At 71.0% G+C, this 15,791-nt stretch carries 21 protein-coding genes; 4 read left to right on the top strand and 17 right to left on the bottom strand.

What is annotated here, in order from left to right; translation table 11 throughout:
* Positions 1-270 precede the first annotated feature (270 nt).
* The 3 genes from IWH25_RS15715 to IWH25_RS15705 are packed head-to-tail and all read left to right on the top strand — an operon-like array spanning position 271 to position 2,119.
* Positions 271-480, top strand: a complete 210-nt coding sequence (locus tag IWH25_RS15715; RefSeq protein WP_203386705.1) for a hypothetical protein — start codon at positions 271-273, stop codon at positions 478-480.
* Positions 464-826 (top strand): hypothetical protein, encoded by a 363-nt coding sequence (locus tag IWH25_RS15710; protein WP_203386704.1) that lies wholly within the window; start codon positions 464-466, stop codon positions 824-826. The genes IWH25_RS15715 and IWH25_RS15710 overlap by 17 nt, the downstream gene beginning before the upstream one ends.
* 9 nt (positions 827-835) lie before the next feature.
* Positions 836-2,119: a DUF2325 domain-containing protein gene (locus tag IWH25_RS15705; RefSeq protein WP_203386703.1), complete on the top strand. Its 1,284-nt coding sequence runs from the start codon at positions 836-838 to the stop codon at positions 2,117-2,119.
* A gap of 205 nt (positions 2,120-2,324) precedes the next feature.
* Here IWH25_RS15705 and IWH25_RS15700 read toward each other — a convergent pair whose 3' ends face one another.
* The 15 genes from IWH25_RS15700 to hemP form a co-directional block, all read right to left on the bottom strand.
* Positions 2,325-2,753: an HMA2 domain-containing protein gene (locus IWH25_RS15700; RefSeq protein ID WP_203386702.1), complete on the bottom strand. Its 429-nt coding sequence runs from the start codon at positions 2,751-2,753 to the stop codon at positions 2,325-2,327.
* Positions 2,750-4,879 (bottom strand): heavy metal translocating P-type ATPase, encoded by a 2,130-nt coding sequence (locus IWH25_RS15695; protein ID WP_203386701.1) that lies wholly within the window; start codon positions 4,877-4,879, stop codon positions 2,750-2,752. Before IWH25_RS15695 ends, IWH25_RS15700 begins: the two co-directional genes overlap by 4 nt.
* A complete protein-coding gene (locus tag IWH25_RS15690; protein WP_203386700.1) occupies positions 4,860-5,198 on the bottom strand; it encodes a hypothetical protein in 339 nt (112 codons plus the stop codon). Before IWH25_RS15690 ends, IWH25_RS15695 begins: the two co-directional genes overlap by 20 nt.
* A gap of 37 nt (positions 5,199-5,235) precedes the next feature.
* A complete protein-coding gene (locus IWH25_RS15685) occupies positions 5,236-5,520 on the bottom strand; it encodes a hypothetical protein (protein ID WP_203386699.1) in 285 nt (94 codons plus the stop codon).
* Positions 5,517-5,864 (bottom strand): hypothetical protein, encoded by a 348-nt coding sequence (locus tag IWH25_RS15680; RefSeq protein ID WP_203386698.1) that lies wholly within the window; start codon positions 5,862-5,864, stop codon positions 5,517-5,519. The genes IWH25_RS15685 and IWH25_RS15680 overlap by 4 nt, the downstream gene beginning before the upstream one ends.
* Positions 5,865-5,887: 23 nt before the next feature.
* Complete coding sequence (locus tag IWH25_RS15675; RefSeq protein ID WP_238998930.1) at positions 5,888-6,253, bottom strand: heavy-metal-associated domain-containing protein; 366 nt, start codon at positions 6,251-6,253, stop codon at positions 5,888-5,890.
* A 35-nt stretch (positions 6,254-6,288) separates the two neighbouring features.
* Complete coding sequence (locus IWH25_RS15670; RefSeq protein ID WP_238998929.1) at positions 6,289-7,713, bottom strand: 4Fe-4S binding protein; 1,425 nt, start codon at positions 7,711-7,713, stop codon at positions 6,289-6,291.
* A complete protein-coding gene (locus IWH25_RS15665) occupies positions 7,706-8,515 on the bottom strand; it encodes an FTR1 family iron permease (protein ID WP_203386697.1) in 810 nt (269 codons plus the stop codon). The genes IWH25_RS15670 and IWH25_RS15665 overlap by 8 nt, the downstream gene beginning before the upstream one ends.
* Positions 8,516-8,637: 122 nt before the next feature.
* Entirely contained in the window at positions 8,638-9,048 is a 411-nt protein-coding gene (locus IWH25_RS15660) for a cupredoxin domain-containing protein (protein ID WP_203386696.1), read from the bottom strand.
* An 11-nt stretch (positions 9,049-9,059) separates the two neighbouring features.
* Complete coding sequence (locus IWH25_RS15655; RefSeq protein WP_203386695.1) at positions 9,060-10,583, bottom strand: carbohydrate porin; 1,524 nt, start codon at positions 10,581-10,583, stop codon at positions 9,060-9,062.
* A 2-nt stretch (positions 10,584-10,585) separates the two neighbouring features.
* Positions 10,586-11,131: an iron transporter gene (locus tag IWH25_RS15650; RefSeq protein ID WP_203386694.1), complete on the bottom strand. Its 546-nt coding sequence runs from the start codon at positions 11,129-11,131 to the stop codon at positions 10,586-10,588.
* Between the two features lie 35 nt (positions 11,132-11,166).
* Positions 11,167-11,592 carry an ExbD/TolR family protein gene (locus tag IWH25_RS15645; RefSeq protein ID WP_203386693.1) on the bottom strand — a complete coding sequence of 142 codons (426 nt, stop codon included), beginning with the start codon at positions 11,590-11,592 and terminating at the stop codon, positions 11,167-11,169.
* A 12-nt stretch (positions 11,593-11,604) separates the two neighbouring features.
* The gene (locus tag IWH25_RS15640) at positions 11,605-12,414 is read right to left on the bottom strand and encodes a MotA/TolQ/ExbB proton channel family protein (protein ID WP_203386692.1); all 810 of its coding nucleotides are present in this window, start codon (positions 12,412-12,414) and stop codon (positions 11,605-11,607) included.
* 9 nt (positions 12,415-12,423) lie between these two features.
* Complete coding sequence (locus tag IWH25_RS15635) at positions 12,424-13,083, bottom strand: energy transducer TonB (RefSeq protein WP_203386691.1); 660 nt, start codon at positions 13,081-13,083, stop codon at positions 12,424-12,426.
* A gap of 163 nt (positions 13,084-13,246) precedes the next feature.
* Complete coding sequence (hemP, locus tag IWH25_RS15630) at positions 13,247-13,423, bottom strand: hemin uptake protein HemP (RefSeq protein ID WP_203386690.1); 177 nt, start codon at positions 13,421-13,423, stop codon at positions 13,247-13,249.
* Positions 13,424-13,644: 221 nt separating this feature from the next.
* Between hemP and ppa the strand changes: the two genes are divergently transcribed.
* Positions 13,645-14,193, top strand: a complete 549-nt coding sequence (gene ppa, locus IWH25_RS15625) for an inorganic diphosphatase (RefSeq protein ID WP_203386689.1) — start codon at positions 13,645-13,647, stop codon at positions 14,191-14,193.
* A gap of 67 nt (positions 14,194-14,260) precedes the next feature.
* Here ppa and IWH25_RS15620 read toward each other — a convergent pair whose 3' ends face one another.
* Together IWH25_RS15620 and IWH25_RS15615 are read right to left on the bottom strand one after the other, a co-directional pair.
* Positions 14,261-15,184, bottom strand: a complete 924-nt coding sequence (locus tag IWH25_RS15620) for a hypothetical protein (protein WP_203386688.1) — start codon at positions 15,182-15,184, stop codon at positions 14,261-14,263.
* 135 nt (positions 15,185-15,319) lie between these two features.
* The gene (locus IWH25_RS15615) at positions 15,320-15,631 is read right to left on the bottom strand and encodes a BON domain-containing protein (RefSeq protein ID WP_203386687.1); all 312 of its coding nucleotides are present in this window, start codon (positions 15,629-15,631) and stop codon (positions 15,320-15,322) included.
* Positions 15,632-15,791: the final 160 nt, after the last annotated feature.

Genomic DNA, 15,791 nt, shown 5'->3' with positions numbered 1-15,791 from the left:
GGCCCGCCGCGGGCGGCCGGGGACGCGCCGCTCCGGTGTCCGGCCGCTTCATGACTACGGCAAATAAAAGTAGTTCTCATTTGTGTTGACTTTGCGGTTCGAGTTGATGAGAATTGTTCTCAACAATCAGCCAGCGACCGCATCCCGGTAGCCAGCCATCAACCCCACCGGAAGACTGGAGGTCGCCATGCCGCAGAGTCTCTATTTCAACGTACTCATCACCGCCGGCCTGCTCTGGCTGGTGCTGGCCAGCCACTGAGGGCGCCCGCGATGCCGACCAACGGTCTCTGCGCCGGCGTGCTCAGCCAGCTGCTGATCCACGACGAAACCGGCTGCCGGCATTCCGCACGGCACGCCATCCGCCTGCTCGACGCGCTGTGCGCCGACGACGGGGTGGACGGCGAGTTGCGGGCGCTGTGCGAACGCGCGAGCCGGCGCCTCGAACAGCGACTGGAGGTGCAGCATGCTTGCCCCGCTTGAAGATCGCAGCATCCTCGCCCGCGCCGGCGACGAGACGCGCAGCGGCCGGCGGCGCGGCCCGCGCCGCCCCGCGCTGCACGCCGAGCTCGCCCGGCTGCGGGCGCTCTGCGAGCGGCAGCAGCGGCAGCTGGAGGGCTATGCCGCCGGGCTGCCGATCGTCGAGCTCGGGCGCAAGCTGATGGAACTGAGCGAGGCCAACCGGCTGCTGCGCGGCGATGCGCTGCGTGCGGTGAAGCTCGCCCGCATCCTCGAACTGAGCCGTACCGAATGCCTGCGCCTGCACGCCGAGCGCGACGCGCTGGCGCGCGAGCTGCACCGGCTGCGCACGGCCGCGGTCGAGCGCTAGGAGATCACCGTGTCCGGATTTCCCTTTCATGTCGCCGGCGGCATCATCGGCGCCGCGCGCACCGCCTTCGCCGCACCGCAGGCGGCCTGGCCCGGCGAGCCCTCGCCGGCCGCCGCGCAGCGCGCGGCCGGCTCGCGCCGGCGGCGGCTGTGGGAGCTGCCGCACAAGTTCCACTGCCCGGTGATCGGCGTCTGCTTCGCCTGCGACGAGCTGCGCGGCCTGATGGCGAAGGTCATGCACCTCGCCCGCGACGCCGACGACTACTACCTGCATACCAGCGCCGTCGGCGCCTGCGAGCAGCGCAGCCCGCTCGCCGAGCTCCTGCACAAGGCGCTGGAGAAGCGCTACCGGCTGACGGTCGCGCGCTTCGCGGCGCTGCGCGACGCTGCCGCACTGCGCGCGGCCTGGCGCCGCGCCTGCGGCGAAGGCGTCGAAGTCGCCGCCGCGCTGTGGGCGTGCTGCACGCACCCGGCGCTCGACCCGGCGCTCGAGCAGGAAATCTTCGCCGACATCCACATGCTGCAGCACCAGCTCGGCAGCGGTACGCGTGCCGACCTGCGCGCGATGCAGGCGCTGCGCGACGAGAACGCCGGCCTGCGCCGGCAGCTCGCGGCGGCGCAGGCGGCGCTGGAGGAGGCGCGCGCCGGCCGGGATGCCGCGGCGCAGGGGGCTGCGCGCGAAGTCGCTGCGCTGCGCGCCGAGCTGGCGGCGGCCGCAAGCGGCAGCGCGCGGCTGGCCGGCGAAGTCGCCGACCTGCGCCGTGCGCAGCGCGACCTGCCGGCGCGCGAGGCGCTGGCGCAGCGGCTGAACGACGTCGAGGCGCAGGCGGCGGCGCTGCGGCGGCAGGCCGAGGCGCTGGCGCAGGACGCTGCGCGCTGGCGCGAGCGTGCCGCAGCGGCCGAGGCGGCGCTCGCCGCGCCGCCGGAGGCCGTCGCCGGCATCTGCGATCGCGGCGTGCCGGTACAGCTGTCCGGAAAATGCGTGCTCTGCGTCGGCGGCCGGCTGGGCGCGGTCGATTCGTATCGCGAGGTGGTCGAGCAGTCCGGCGGCCGCTTCCTGCACCACGACGGCGGCGTCGAGGAGAACCTGCACCGCATCGACAGCGCCGTCGCCGCCGCCGACCTCGTCGTCTGCCAGGTCGGCTGCATCAGCCACAGCGCCTACTGGCGGGTGAAGGAGCACTGCAAGCGTACCGGCAAGCCCTGTCTGTTCGTGAAGAACCCGGGCGTGTCCAGCTTCGGCCGGGCGGTCGAGGCCGCCTGCGTTCGCGACGGGGAGCTCTCCGTGTCCTAAGCTGCGGCGGTGATTCCTGCACAGCCCGCATCGCTGTCATCGCACGGGCCGGCGAGCAGCGTCCGCATGCGCCAGGCGTAGAACGAGAACGGTGCCAGCCAGGACGGCTCGCACGAAGGTGGCGGCGTTGATTGCCTGGGTGCCCAGCGGTGCCCGCAACCGTTCGGCGAGCACCCGCAGGAACGAGAGGGGCCCGCGTTCGGGCTCAGCGCAGCAGCTGCCGCCGGTGCGTCGCCAGATGCACGCCGAGGCAGGCGACGAAGGCGACGCCGGTGGCCGCGTGCCAGCGCTTGTTGCCGGCGGCGGCGAGCGCGAGCGACGCGGCGAGGCTGCCGAGCATGCCGTATTTGGCGATGCGGTTGGTGCGCAGGCGGCGGGCGATCGCCGCCTTGTCGCGCGGCTGCGCGAGTTCGGCGTCGACCGCCTGCTCGACCAGCGTCTCCATGCGCTCGGGCGCCACGCGGGCGGCATCGTAATGGACGACGACGCTGCCGGCGACCGGGTTGCCGCGGCAGGAGAGCACGCCGGGAAGCGCGGTGACGGCCTGCTGCAGGCGGTCCTGGCGGTCCGGCTGGCGCAGGCCGCCGTCGCGGATGCGGATGCGGCCGGGAATGGTGGCGACAATGCGCGTCACGCTGCACCCCGCGCCGGCTTGCGCTGCCGGGGCCGGCGCGTGCCGCCGCGCAGCGCGTTGAGCAGGATGCCGAGGGTCGCGCCGTTGTGCAGGATCGACGAGGCGATCGGCGACAGCCGGCCGAAGGCGGCGGCGGCGAGGATGGCAGTGTTGATGCCGACGGTCAGCCGGTAGTTGCCGGCGATCAGCTTCAGCGTCGCATCCGCCGAGGCCTTGGCTTCGGCGACGAGGTCGATGTCGTCCTCGAGCAGCACGACGTCGGAGGTCAGCCGGGCGATGTCGGCGCCGCGCTGCATGGCGATGCCGACGTGGGCGCCGGCCAGCGCCGGCGCGTCGTTGATGCCGTCGCCGATGAAGGCGACGCGCGCGCCGTTTTCCTTCAGGCGGCGGACGATCTCGGCCTTCTCGTCGGGCAGCAGCTCGGCGTGGCAGGCGTCGAGCCCGAGCGCTGCGGCCAGCTCCTCGGCGCGCTCGCGGTGGTCGCCGGTGAGCATCAGGATCTTCTTCGCGCCGAGCCGGCGCAGGCGGGCGACGGTGGCGGCGGCGTTGGCGCGCGGCTGGTCCTTCAGCGCGATGACGCCGAGCAGGCGGCCGCCGAAGCCGATGTAGAGCAGCGTCTTGCCCTGCCGGTAGAGGCGGGTGATCTGCGCGCGCTGGCGGGCGTCGATGGCGATGCCCTCGTCCTCCTCGACGAAGTGGCGCGAGCCGACGACGATGCGCTTGCCGTCGACGACGCTGGCGACGCCGTGGGCGGCGATGAACTGCACCTCGGTGTGGTCGAAATGGCGCCCGTGGCGCATGCGCGCGGCCTCGACGACGGCGAGCGCGAGCGGGTGGAAGTAGTGCTCCTCGACCGACGCGGCGAGGCAGATCAGGTCGTCGGCGGTGAAGGTCTTGTCGAAGGTCACCGAGTCGGTCACCTCCAGGCGGCCGGTGGTCAGCGTGCCGGTCTTGTCGAAGACGAAGGTGTCGGCCTCGGCCAGGCGCTCGAGCACGTCGGCGCCCTTCATCAGGATGCCGGCCTTGCCGGCGCGGTGCATCGCCGACTTGAAGGCGACCGGCGTCGCCAGCTTCAGCGCGCAGGCGTAGTCGGCCTGCAGCACCGCGGCGGCGCGCCGCCAGTCGCCGCTGCCGACGAGGGCGGTGCCGGCCAGCCCGAGCACCGCCGGCACCAGCTTGTCGGCGAGCTTCGCGGCGCCGAGCTGGGCCTGGCTCTTCGAGGCGAGCGAGGCCTCGACATAGTCGGCGATGCGCGCGACGGCGGTGTGCCGGCCGACGTGCTCGGCGTAGATGCGCAGCCGGCCTTCCTCGACCACCGTGCCGGACAGCGCCTTGCCGCCGCGCCCCTTGGCGACGGGGACGCTCTCGCCGGTCATCGCCGCTTCGTTCACCAGCGCCTCGCCGGACAGGATCGTGCCGTCGACCGGAATCGTCGCGCCGGCGCCGACCACCACCGTCTCGCCGATCGCCAGCTCGTCGGCGGTGATGCGGCATTCGACGCCGTCGCGCTCGACCCAGACGAGGCCGGTGTCCGGACGCAGCAGGCTGCGCAGCAGGTCGTCGGAGCGGCGGGCGATCGACTGTTCGAGGTGCTCGCCGAGCGCGAGCATGAACAGCGTCGTGTTCGCCGCGGTGAAGTCCTTGCGCGCGGTCGAGATGCCGACCGCCAGCGCTTCCAGTACGTGCGAATTGACGCCGACCGTGCGCAGGTCGTCGGCGGCCTCGGCGAACAGCGGCGTCGCCGCCGACAGCGTCGCCGGCAGGCGCATCGCCTGCGGCAGCGCGTTGCCGAGGAGCAGCATGCCGGCGTTGCGCGTCACCGCGTCCAGCGTGTCGCGGCGCGCCGGCGGGGCGGCGCCGTTGCGCGGCACCGGCACGCAGGCGAGCAGTTCGGCGCTGAGCCGCTCGGCATCGGTCGCCTGCGCGTCATAGACCACGGCGAGCGAGCGGATGCGCGGGTTGGCGCGCACCGCGACGACGCCGGCGAGGTGCTGCAGCGCACGCTCGATCGCCGGCGCGTCGACGCCGTTGTCGTTGCTCCGGTAGCGGAAGCGGATCCGTCCGGGGATTGCGTGCAGCGGCGTCAGCGCCGCGAAGAGCGGAAGTTCAGAGGGTGTTGCCGGCATTCGCTTCCACTTCGGCGCGCAGGTCGGCGGCCTGTTCCTTGATCTCCTCGATGCCGCCGAGGATGCTGGCGTAGAGGTTCATTCCCGATTTCATCAGCTTGCCGCGCAGCTTCTCGTCGCCGAGTACGTAGACCGCCGCCGCGCCGAGCAGCGCGCCGAGCATGAACTGCTGGTTCGGCGCCACCGTCGCCAGGCGCCCGAGCAGTCCGCGCTGGTTGCCGGCGAATGCCGCTCCGCCGTTGCCGGCGTTCAGCATCGCCTGCGCGAACATCGTTTCCATCTCGCGCTTCATGCGCTTCTTGTCCTTCTTCTTGGCCATTGGTTTTCTCCCGTAAAGTCGTTGTTCGATCAGGCGCTCACTGCGTTTCGCCGTCGGCGAGCCGCCCGATCAGATAGAGGCCGGCGGCGCCGGCGGCGACTGCCGACAGCGCGCCGGCCGGCGAGCGCTGCTTCAGCGCGTCGACCGCGAGGCCGGCGGCAGCGAGCGCGGTGCCGCCCTGCAGCGCGGCGCAGAGCACCTGTTTGCGGCCGGCGCCGTCGCGCAGCGCGGCGAGCAGGCCGGTGGCGACGAAGCCGCGCACGAAACCGTCCTGCAGTTCGCCGCCGGCGGCGCGGCGCGCCTTGCGCGATCGCTTCTTCATGCCGGCGTCTCAGTCGTCGCCTTGCGCGCGCGCTTGTGCGGGGCGGCGGGCGCGGCCGCTTTCGCGACGGCCTTGTCCGCCGCCGGCTTGCGTTTCCGCGGCGCCGCCTTCTTCTTCGGCGCCGCCGCCGTCACCTCGGCTGCCGCAGCCGGGGACTCGCCGCCGGCGAAGCGCTGGCGGACGGCGGCACCCGTTTCGCGGAGCGTGTCCAGGCCGGACTGCGCCGCCGAGCGCAGCGTGTCCTGCGCCTTCTTCACGCCGGCCTGCGTTTCCTCGCTGCGCCACAGCCGGACCGCCAGACCGCCGGCGATCAGGCCGGCGGCAAAGGGGAGGAGGGGAATCATCGTTGCTCCTTTCGCTGTCTAGATCAATCTTGCCGGTCGCGCCAGGCGTCGTACTGCGCGCGCAGGGTGCCGACCAGCGCGTCGGCGGCCGGGCTTGCCGTGCCGGCCAGGAGGTCATTCCACGCCGTCGGCGGAATGATCTGTGCATCGTACTCCACGGTGCAGGAGCGGGCGAGGAGGTTGACGCGCACGGCGCTCACGCCGCGGGTCGCCTCCAGCTCGCGCCGGATTTCGTCGAGCGGCGGCAATTCGCCGATCTCGGTCGCGCCGCCGTGCAGCTTCAGGCGGATGCGGCCGGGGATATGGTGGGCGATCGCCAGCGCCGGCGCGAGGCGGCGGACGAACTGCCAGGCGGCTTGCTGGTGCTCGTTTTGGTGCGCTTTCTTCATGGTTTCGATGCGGGGCTTGGGCGAGGGTGGCGAGCTTACCAGACGAAGAAGACCAGGCTCCAGATCGTCGCCATCAGCGCCACCGGCGCCGCCATCGCCAGCGCGGCGGCGAGCCGGCGCGGCCGCGCGGCGCCGCTGGCCGCGAGCAGGCGCAGCGCGAGCCACAGCGAGGCGAGGCCGCCGCCGGCGAGCAGCGCGACGCGGAACGCCGGCAGCCAGCCGAGCCAGACGTGTTCGGCCCTGAGGTGGGTGACCGTGAGCATGGAGAGGCCGAGGATCACGCTGGCCGCGGCGAGCGGCGTCAGCGCCAGCGTGAAGCGCTGCCAGTCGAGGCGCGGGTGGCGCACGAGCCTCGCGGCGAGGGCCGGCCCGGTCCACAGCAGCGCGCCGAGCAGGAAGCCGCCGCCGAGCAGGTAGGCGATGATCAGCGCGCCGTCGAGCCAGGTGAACAGGTCGTTGGCTTCCGGGTAGTGGGTCAGCAGCCACCACGGCACCTCGTTGTCGAGCAGCGCGAAATGCTCGCGCTCGACCAGCCAGTCGGCGAGCGCGAGCTTCGCTTTCAGGAACCACGGGCTGACCGTCCACTGGAAGGCGGCGGTGGCGACGCCGAGCACGCCGAAGAGCAGTGTCGCCGCGTCCGCCGTCTTCGCCGGCGCCGCGAGGTCGAGCGCCTCGGCGGCCGGCGAGCGCAAGGCCAGTGCGACGGCGTCGCGCTGCCCGGCGCAGCGGCCGCAGGCGTGGCATTCGGAGGCGCTGGTCATGCGCCGCACGTCGACCAGCGGCGCGCAGTTGACCGGCTCGAAATGTTTGCCTTCGCCGCTGTGGCGGTCCCAGGCGTCGCGGTCGACCTTGTAGTGCAGCGGCGCGATCTTCGCCAGCACGGCGAAGACGCCCGAGGCCGGGCACAGGTAGCGGCACCAGATGCGCTTCTCGCGGCCGTAGAGCAGGCCGATGGCGACGGCGGCGACGGTCGAGCCGCCGAGCACCAGGAGCGCCGCCTGCGGGTACTCGTAGACGCTGACCAGCTGGCCGTAGACGGTGGTGGCGACGAAGGCGACGAAGGGCCAGCCCGACCACTTCAGCCAGCCGGGCAGCGGCCGGCCGCGGCCGTGGCGGCTGGCCCATTCGGAGAGCGACCCCTCCGGGCAGAAGAGGCCGCACCAGACGCGCCCGAGCAGCACCGTGGCGACCATCACGCCCGGCCACCAGATGCCCCAGAAGACGAACTGCGCGAACAGGCGCAGGTTGTCCCACAGGTGCGCACTTTCCGGCGGCAGCGGCAGGAAGGCGGGGACGACGACGAGGACCGCGTAAACGCAGACGACCATCCACTGGATGGTCAGGATCAGCCTGCGGTGGCGGCGCAGGAACAGGCCCGCCTTGGCCAGCGTTCCGGCAGGCTGGCCGGCCGGCAGCTCGGCGGGGCGCCGCCGGTGGAAGACGAGGGGCTGCTCAGCCACGGGCAGCTCTCCGCCAGACCAGGGCGACGCCGGCCCAGTAGGCGGCGTAGGCGATCACCACGCTCAGCGCCGGCCGCGCGCGGTAGCCGGAGAAATCGGCGACGAGCTTGCCGGCGCCGGCGGCATCGTCGAGCAGCGCGCTGCTGTCCCACAGCGGGTCGACCAGCGCCGGCAGCCAGCCGGCGCCGATCATGCGGTCGGCGGCGGCGACCAGCAGCGCCGAGGCGAGCACCAGGAGGAGCAGCGAGGAGATGCGCAGGAACAGGCCGAGGTTGAGCAGTTTCAGGCCGCGCGCGGCGAGCCACGCGGTCAGCGCGGCGGCGACGAAGCCGGCGGCGGCGCCGGCGAAGAGCGGCTGCAGGCTGCCTTCCTGCGCCAGCCCGTAGAGGAAGATCACCGTCTCGGCGCCTTCGCGGGCGACGGCGAGCGCGGCGACGACGGCGACGCCGAGGGCGCCGGAGCGTTCGCTCGCCGACGCCAGCTCGGCATGCAGCCGCGCGCGCATCTGCCGGCCGTGCTTCCTCATCCACAGCACCATCTGCGTGATCAGTGCCGCGGCGACCAGCAGCATGCCGGTCTGGAAGGCGTCCAGCGCCTCGCCGGCGAGTTCGTCCTGGACGCCGACCAGCGCCCAGCCGAGCGCCGCCGCCAGCGCGACGCCGGCGGCGACGCCGGCGAACAGCGCCCGCCGGCCGCGCCCGTAGCCGCTATCGTCGTTGGCCTGCAGCCAGGCGTAGAGGATGCCGACGACGAGGAAGGCCTCGAGGCTTTCCCGCCAGACGACGAAGAATGCGTTACCCATTTTTCTCTCTCCCGTTGTTTCGGTTGTCCGTGCGCGGCGCCGGGCGTTCTGTCGACGCCGTCCGTTCGCTGCGCACACGGATGCGGTTCCGCCCGGCCGTCGCCGGCCGGGCGGGTTCCGTGCTACTTGGCGACGATCCGCCCCTGCGCCGTGTCCGGGTGGAACTCGTCGAAGAACTTGTAGCTGCCCGGCTTCATCGGCGCGAACACGAGGTTGCGCGTGACGCCGGGGGCGAGCACCAGTTCCTTCCGGAGTTCCAGGCTCTCGAACTCGGCGGCGCCCGGCCCCTCGTTCCTCACCCGCAGCCGGAAGCGGGTGTTCGCCGGCACCTCCAGCGCTTCCGGATGGAGGCGGCCGTCCTTCATCAACAGCTCGATGGTCGGCATGTCGTCGGCGCGGGCCGGCGGCGTCCAGCAGATCGACGCCAGCAGCACCAGTGCGGCGGCGCCGATCGGCGCCCAGTCGCTGGCGAGCAGCCGCCGGTGCAGGCGGGTGAACGTGCCGCGGGCGAAATCGAGGGGTAGGGCGGGCATCGTGTCCTCCGTCAGAAGGCGACGTTGGCGCGGACGCCGACCACCTTCACCGCCTTCGCATCCGGATTGGCGCCGGGGCGGCCGATCCACTGGAAGTCCGGGGTCAGGTGGAACTGCGGCGAGACGCGGTAGCGGTAGTAGATCTCCGCCAGCTTCTCGGCGCCCGACGGGGCGTAGGCGGACACCGCGGTGACGCCGTCGCCGGTCAGGTCGACGGTGCCGCCGGCGCGGCGGAAGTCGTCGCTGGCCTTCATCCAGGCGCCGCCGAAGCCCAGCGCGTCGCCGCCGCGGCCCCAGTAGTTGCCGCTGATCTCGGCACCGAGCGCGAGCGCGCGGTCGAAGGCGAGCTCGCCCTTGGCCAGCTTGCCGAAGCGGGCGAAGACGTTTACGCCGTCGCCGATGCGCTGGTCGGCGGAGAGGCCGAAGCCGGTGTGGTTCTTCTCGGTGACGCCGTCGAGCTCGGTGGCGCGGCTGCGGTGCCAGACATAGGCGCGGTAGTTGCCGGTGAGGCCGCCGAACAGCTTCAGCTGCTTCTCCGCCTGCGCGATCGTCAGCGGCGAGTTGAAGCTGCGGCCGAAGCTCGCCCCGCGTTCGCCGGCGCCGAAGTAGCCGAGCGAGACGCGCCACGGCTCGGCCTTGTTCGTCTCGTTCACGTAGGCGGCGATGAAGCCCGGCTGGAAGCCGTTGCCGTCGGGGGCGACCTCGCCGCCGGCGTCGAGCAGCGGGTTGTGCACCAGCATCGTGTTCAGGAACTGCGTCGCCTCGTCGCCGGCGACCTCGTTCTGGTCGAAGAAGCCGAACAGGTCGATCTTGCCGAAGGTCAGCTCCAGCTTCTCGCGCGAGTGCGGCTTGAAGCCGCCGTAGGGCAGCGGGATGCTCGCCTGGTACCAGGCCTGCGCGAGCAGCGCCGACGAGTTGTCGTCGTCGACGCCGCCGATGCGGAAGGCGGTGCCGTTCGCCGGGCTGAAGGCGCCGATGTTGCCGAGCGGCTCGTTTGCGCCGAAGCCCTGGCCGAGGCGGAAATGGCCGAACAGTTTCTGCTCGATGTCGCCGATCGGCGCCAGCGGCAGCTCGACCTCGACGTCGGCGCGGTAGCTGAGCCGGCCGTTGTTGTCGCGGGTGCCGGCGGGCAGGCCGGCCGGCTTCTGCGCGACCATCGTCAGGCTGGCGCCGGCCTTGACGCCGTCGAGCGCCTCGATCACCTTGGCCGACTTCTTCATCTCCAGCGTGTCCTTCTCGACCGCCTTCAGGCGTGCGGTCAGCTCCGGCTCGTACTGCGAGATGCGGTCGCTGTCGAGGCCGCTGACGATCTTCTCGTTGTCGCTCTTCAGCGTCTTCACCTCCTTTTCCAGCTCGGCGTTGCGCGCTTCGAGCTTCTCCAGCCGCGCCGCCAGCTTTTCCAGCAGCGCCGCGTCGGCCGTCGCGACCTTCACCGGCTCGGCCTTCGTCCCCTTCGCCGGTGCCGCCTTGGCGGCGAGCGCGGGCGAACACAGTCCCGCCGCGGCGAGCGCGGCGACCAATACCCGGGTGCGCATGATCAGTACCCGCCCTTCTTGCCGATGCCGACGTAGGTGAATTCGTACTCGACCTCGAACGGCTTGAACCACGGGCGGACGCCGGTGGCGCGGTCGGTGTGGCGGCCGAAGTGGGCGTGCTTGTTCTCCGACGGCGGCAGGATCGTGTACTTCACCTTGTACTTGCCCGGGCCGGCGAGCTTGATGTTGTCGCCGTAGTGCGGGCCGTCGTTGGCGACCATCGGCATGAACTCGCCGGCGACCTTGTAGTCGGCGCCGATCTTGCTCACTTCGTACTTGACCACCAGGTACGGAATCCAGGCGCCTTCCTCGAAGCCGTTCGGGTTGTTGGCGAGCGCGTGGATGTCGGCCTCGATGTGGATGTCGGATTCGGACGCCTTGCGCATGAAGCCTTCCGGCTCCATCTCGACCGGCTGCAGGTAGACCGCGGCGATCTCCATGCCGGCCTTGTTCTGCGGCACGCCGATCGGGTATTCGAGCGCCAGCGCCGGGGCGGACAGGGCCGCCGACAGCAGCAGCGAGGCGATGATTTTCTTGGTGGACAACATTGGTGACTCTCCCTTTTTGTGATGAAAAAAACTGTTCAGTGCGCGGCGGCCGACGGATCGGTGACGAAGCCGATCCGTGTCAGGCCGTTCTTCGCGGCCTCCGACATGACCTGCGCGACCTTTTCGTAAGGCGTCGTCCGCTCGGCGCGGATGTGCAGCTCGGGCTGCGGCTGCAGCGCGCTCGCCGCCTGCAGGCGGCGGTCGAACTCGCTGGCGTCCACCGCCTCGCCGTTCCAGAAAATCTGGCTGGCGGCGTCGATCGCCAGTTGCACGTTCTCGGGCTTGGTCTGGTTGGCCGAGGACGAGGCCTTGGGCAGCTCGACCTTGACCGCATGCGTCAGCAGCGGCGCGGTGACGATGAAAATGATCAGCAGCACCAGCATCACGTCGATCAGCGGCACCATGTTGATTTCGGTCAGCGGCGCGTCGTCGTCGCCGGAATCCATGCTGGCGAAGGCCATCTCCGTCCCTCCTCAGCGCACGGCGATGCCGGGATGACCCGGCACGCGCGCATCGCCGGCCGACACGCCCTGGGCGCGGGCCATCGCGATCACCTTCTCGCTGGTCGCGCGGGCGTCGGTCAGCATCGGCGAGGTCTTGACGCCGGTGGCGAGGAAGGCGAACACGTCGTAGGCGAACGAGTTGAGCTGCGACAGCGTGTTGCGGTTGGCGCGGGCGAAGTGGTTGTAGGCGACCGCCGCCGGGATGGCGACGGCGAGACCGATGCCGGTCATGATCAGCGCCTCGCCGACCGGGCCGGCGACCTTGTCGAGCGTGCCCTGGCCGGACATGCCGATGGCGATCAGCGCATGGTAGATGCCCCAGACGGTACCGAACAGGCCGACGAAGGGGGCGGCCGAGGCGACCGTGGCGAGGAAGGTCTGGCCGAACTCCAGGTGCGCCTTGTCTTCGTCGATCGCGCGTTTCAGCGCACGGGTGAGCAGTTCCTCCGGCGCCCCGGCGTTGACCAGTGCGGTGCGGCCGTTGCCGCCGGCATGGCGGTTCTGCTGCTCGATCGCGGTGAATCCGTGGTGCACGAGGTGCGAGAAGGGTTCGGTGGTGCCGTTCTCGCGAATGCGCGCGGCGACCGCTTCGAGATTGGGCGCCTCCCAGAAGGCGGCGAGAAACGCGTTGCTGCGCCGCTTCATGCGCAGGCCCTGGATTCCCTTGGTGACGATCAGGTACCAGGTGCCGATCGAAGCGATCAGCATCAGCACGAGGACGACGCGAGCGACGGCGTCGGTGTGGGCAAGAAAGTGGGCGAAGCCCAGCGGGTTTTCCATGGGGGTCTTTCAGCTCTTCAGGTTGAATACGACGGGAACCAGCACCCAGGCGGCGACGGCTTCGTCGCCGCGCCTGGCGGGGATGAATTTCCAGCGCCGGACGGCGTCCAGCGCCGCCTGGTCGAGGCGCGGCGAGCCGCTGGACGATTTCAGCTCGACCTGCGACGGATGGCCGGCCGGCTCGACCTGGACGCGCAGCACCACCTTGCCTTCCTCGCCCAGGCGGCGGGAGATCGCCGGATAGGCCGGCGCCGGGTTGGAGAGATAGTCGGCGTCGAAGCGCGGCTGGCTGACGGTGACCGGCGCCGGCGGGGCCGGCGGCGGTGGCGGCGCCTTCACCACTGCCGCCTCGACGGCGGGCGCCGGGCTTTCGGCGGGCACGGCGAGCACCGGCGTCGGCGTCGGAGCCGGCTGCGGCCGCGGTTGCGGCTTGCTTTCCACCGGTCGCGGCCGCGGCTTGACGATTTCCGGCGGCGGCGTCGGCGCGGCCGGCCGGATGATGTCGACCATCAGGCTGTTGACGGCCTGCGGAACGGGAACGACGTCGAGCGAAACGAGCAGCGCCAGCGCCCCGGCGTGGGCGCCGGCGATCAGCGCGATCGCGCGCAGCGAGGGGCGCGATGACGGGGCGTAGGGGAGCTCGAGGCGGGCGTGGGTGAGCGTGGTCATGGGAATGTGGGCATCCGGCAGCTGGTCGTCGAGGCGCCGAGTCCCGCGCAGCCCGGTCAAAAAAAGCGTGGCTTGCTTGCCCGAGGGCTGGCTGGCTGGCGGAACGAGCGAGAGAAAACGGGGGTGATCTCTCCAGGGGGATGAAGTCGGTGCGGGCCGCGTCCTACTTGGTCAGGATCAGCTTGTTGTCCTTGGTCACGCGCAGCGTGTAGGTCTGCTCGCCGTGCTCGATCTCGACGGTGCGCCGGCCGCGCAGCAGCTGGCTGCTGTCGACCCGCGGCGGCAGTTCGGGCTGGACCGGAACGACGACCAGGGTGGGGGCGGTGGGATTCGTCTGCATCGTGGGCTCCGCTGTCTTGGGTTGCTTTGCGAATGAGAATGGTTCGCATTATGCGAAGGCATGATGCCTTCGTCAACCCTTTCTGCAAAAATAGTCGTCGCCGGAAGGCCGCCAGCGGATGTGTCAGGAATGTAAGCAAAGCCAGCACGGAAGCGGCTTCCGGGGGAGAAATGGCGTATAATTACGGCCTTTCGCAAACAGTCCGTCAGAAAGCACGCATCATGGCCCTCAACAACGTCCCCTCCGGCAAGTCCCTGCCCAACGATTTCAACGTGATCATCGAGATCCCGGCCCACGCCGACCCGGTCAAGTACGAGGTCGACAAGGAAAGCGGCGCGATCTTCGTCGACCGCTTCATGGGGACGTCGATGCACTACCCGTGCAACTACGGCTACATCCCGCACACCATCGCCGGCGACGGCGACCCGGTCGACGTGCTGGTGGTCACCCAGTTCGCGCTGCCGCCGGGCGTCGTCGTCCGCTGCCGCCCGATCGGCATGCTGGCGATGACCGACGAGGCCGGCGCCGACGCCAAGCTGCTCGCCGTGCCGGTCGACAAGCTGACCCCGCTCTACCGCAACGTGCAGAGCCCGCGCGACCTGCCGCAGATCACCCTCGACCAGATCTCGCACTTCTTCGAGCACTACAAGGATCTCGAGCCGGGCAAGTTCGTCAAGATCGAAGGCTGGTACGGCCAGGAAGAGGCGAAGAACGAGATCATGGAAGGCGTCAAGCGCTACGAGGAAGCCAAGGACAAGCCGAACTACTGATCGGCCCCGCTTCCGCAGCGAAAAAAAACCCGCCGTCCGGCGGGTTTTTTGTTTCCCGGGCGGGCGCTCAGGCGGCCGCCGCCAGCGCCGGCGGGGGGCCGTCCGCGGCGCCGTCGCCGGGCCGGCCTTCGCGGCGCGCCTCGCGGCCGTCGGCGTCGCGATAGACGAGCTCGTCGCTCTCGAAGCTGTAGTCGGGGTGGCGCGGGTCGTTCCACTGGTTGAGGAAGTAGGTGTAGAAGGCCGGGAAGAAGCCGCGCGCCGGCTTCTCGGCCTGCAGCGCGAAGACGTACTCCGGGTAGCGGCCGAAGTCGCGGCAGTCGTGGCAGCAGCGCACCCAGGCGTGTTCGCCGGTGAACACCAGCTTCCAGAACGGCGCCTCGTCGTAGAGCTTCAGCGCCACCTGGCGCCCGGCGGCGTGCAGCGCGCGCAGGTAGTCGAGGCTGGCGGCGAATTCCCGGCGCAGGCTGGCGAGCGCAGCCGGCGGGTCGGCGTGCGTCGCGACGTAGGCGCGGGCGCCGGCGCCGTCGGGATGCATCAGCATCACCCGCACCTCGTAGCAATCCTGCAGCACATGGCGCAGGTCGGCGTCGGCCGCCGAGAAGGTGCCGTAGCCGGTGACTGCCATGATCGCCACGTCGCGCTTCCACGGCAACCGGCGCAGCAGGTTGCGCTTCTCGCGGCGCGAGAACCAGTCGCTCTGCTCGTGCGCGTGCACCAGCGCGGCGACGCCGCTCATGCGCGCCTTCCGGCGGTAGTGCAGCGCCAGCGACAGCGCGTTGAACAGCACGACCAGCACCGCGGCGAAGGCGATCTCGGTGAACAGCAGCATCTGCGAATCGTCGCGCACCTGCGGCCACCAGCTGTAGAGGATGTATTCGGCGAACGGCGGCAGCGCGAAGGCGATGCCGACCGCGAGCAGCGTGATTGCGACGTGGCCGGCGATGTGGCGCAGGCTGAGCCAGAGGTGATGGGGGGGCGGGCGAAAAGGCATGCGTGCTCCTTTCTGTTCTTTGGGGGGCGGAAATGGCGGCGGCGGGCGGCCCGCGCGGGCCGCCCGGAGCGCGTCGTGCAACGGGTGGGGGGAGGTCGCCCGGCGGCCGGCGCTGGCGCCGGTCCGGGCGTCGGCTTACTTCAGGATGATGTCGTTGTGCACCGACTTGACGCCGGGCACGGTGCGCGCGAGCTCGACGGCGCGGCTGCGTTCGGTTTCGCTGGCGGCGAAGCCGCTCAGCTGGACGACGCCCTTGTAGGTCTCGACACTGATCGACATCGCCCGCACCTGCGGGTTGTCGAAGAACTTGGCCTTGACCTTGGTGGTGATCACGCTGTCGTCGATGTATTCGCCGGTGCTCTCGCGCGTCGCGCTGCCGGCGCAGGCGGTCAGGGCAGTGGCCGCCAGCGCGGCGGCCAACCATCGTCGGGTGCGCAGGAAATTCATCGTTCGCTCCTTGTCAAAGCAGATGGGCACGCCCTGCAGCTTGCGTGCCAATCTACGGAAAGCCTGCAAAATCAGCGGGATGATCGTAGCCCGGCGGGGCGACGGCGGACAAACCGTCGCCTGCCGGCGACAGCCGGTGGCGCGGTTTGCGCGCCGGCCC

This window comes from Azospira restricta (genome assembly GCF_016858125.1).
Taxonomy (GTDB): Bacteria; Pseudomonadota; Gammaproteobacteria; order Burkholderiales; family Rhodocyclaceae; genus Proximibacter; species Proximibacter restrictus.
The sequence above is the reverse complement of the archived record's forward strand: the minus strand, read 5'-3'. Positions and strand labels throughout refer to the sequence as shown.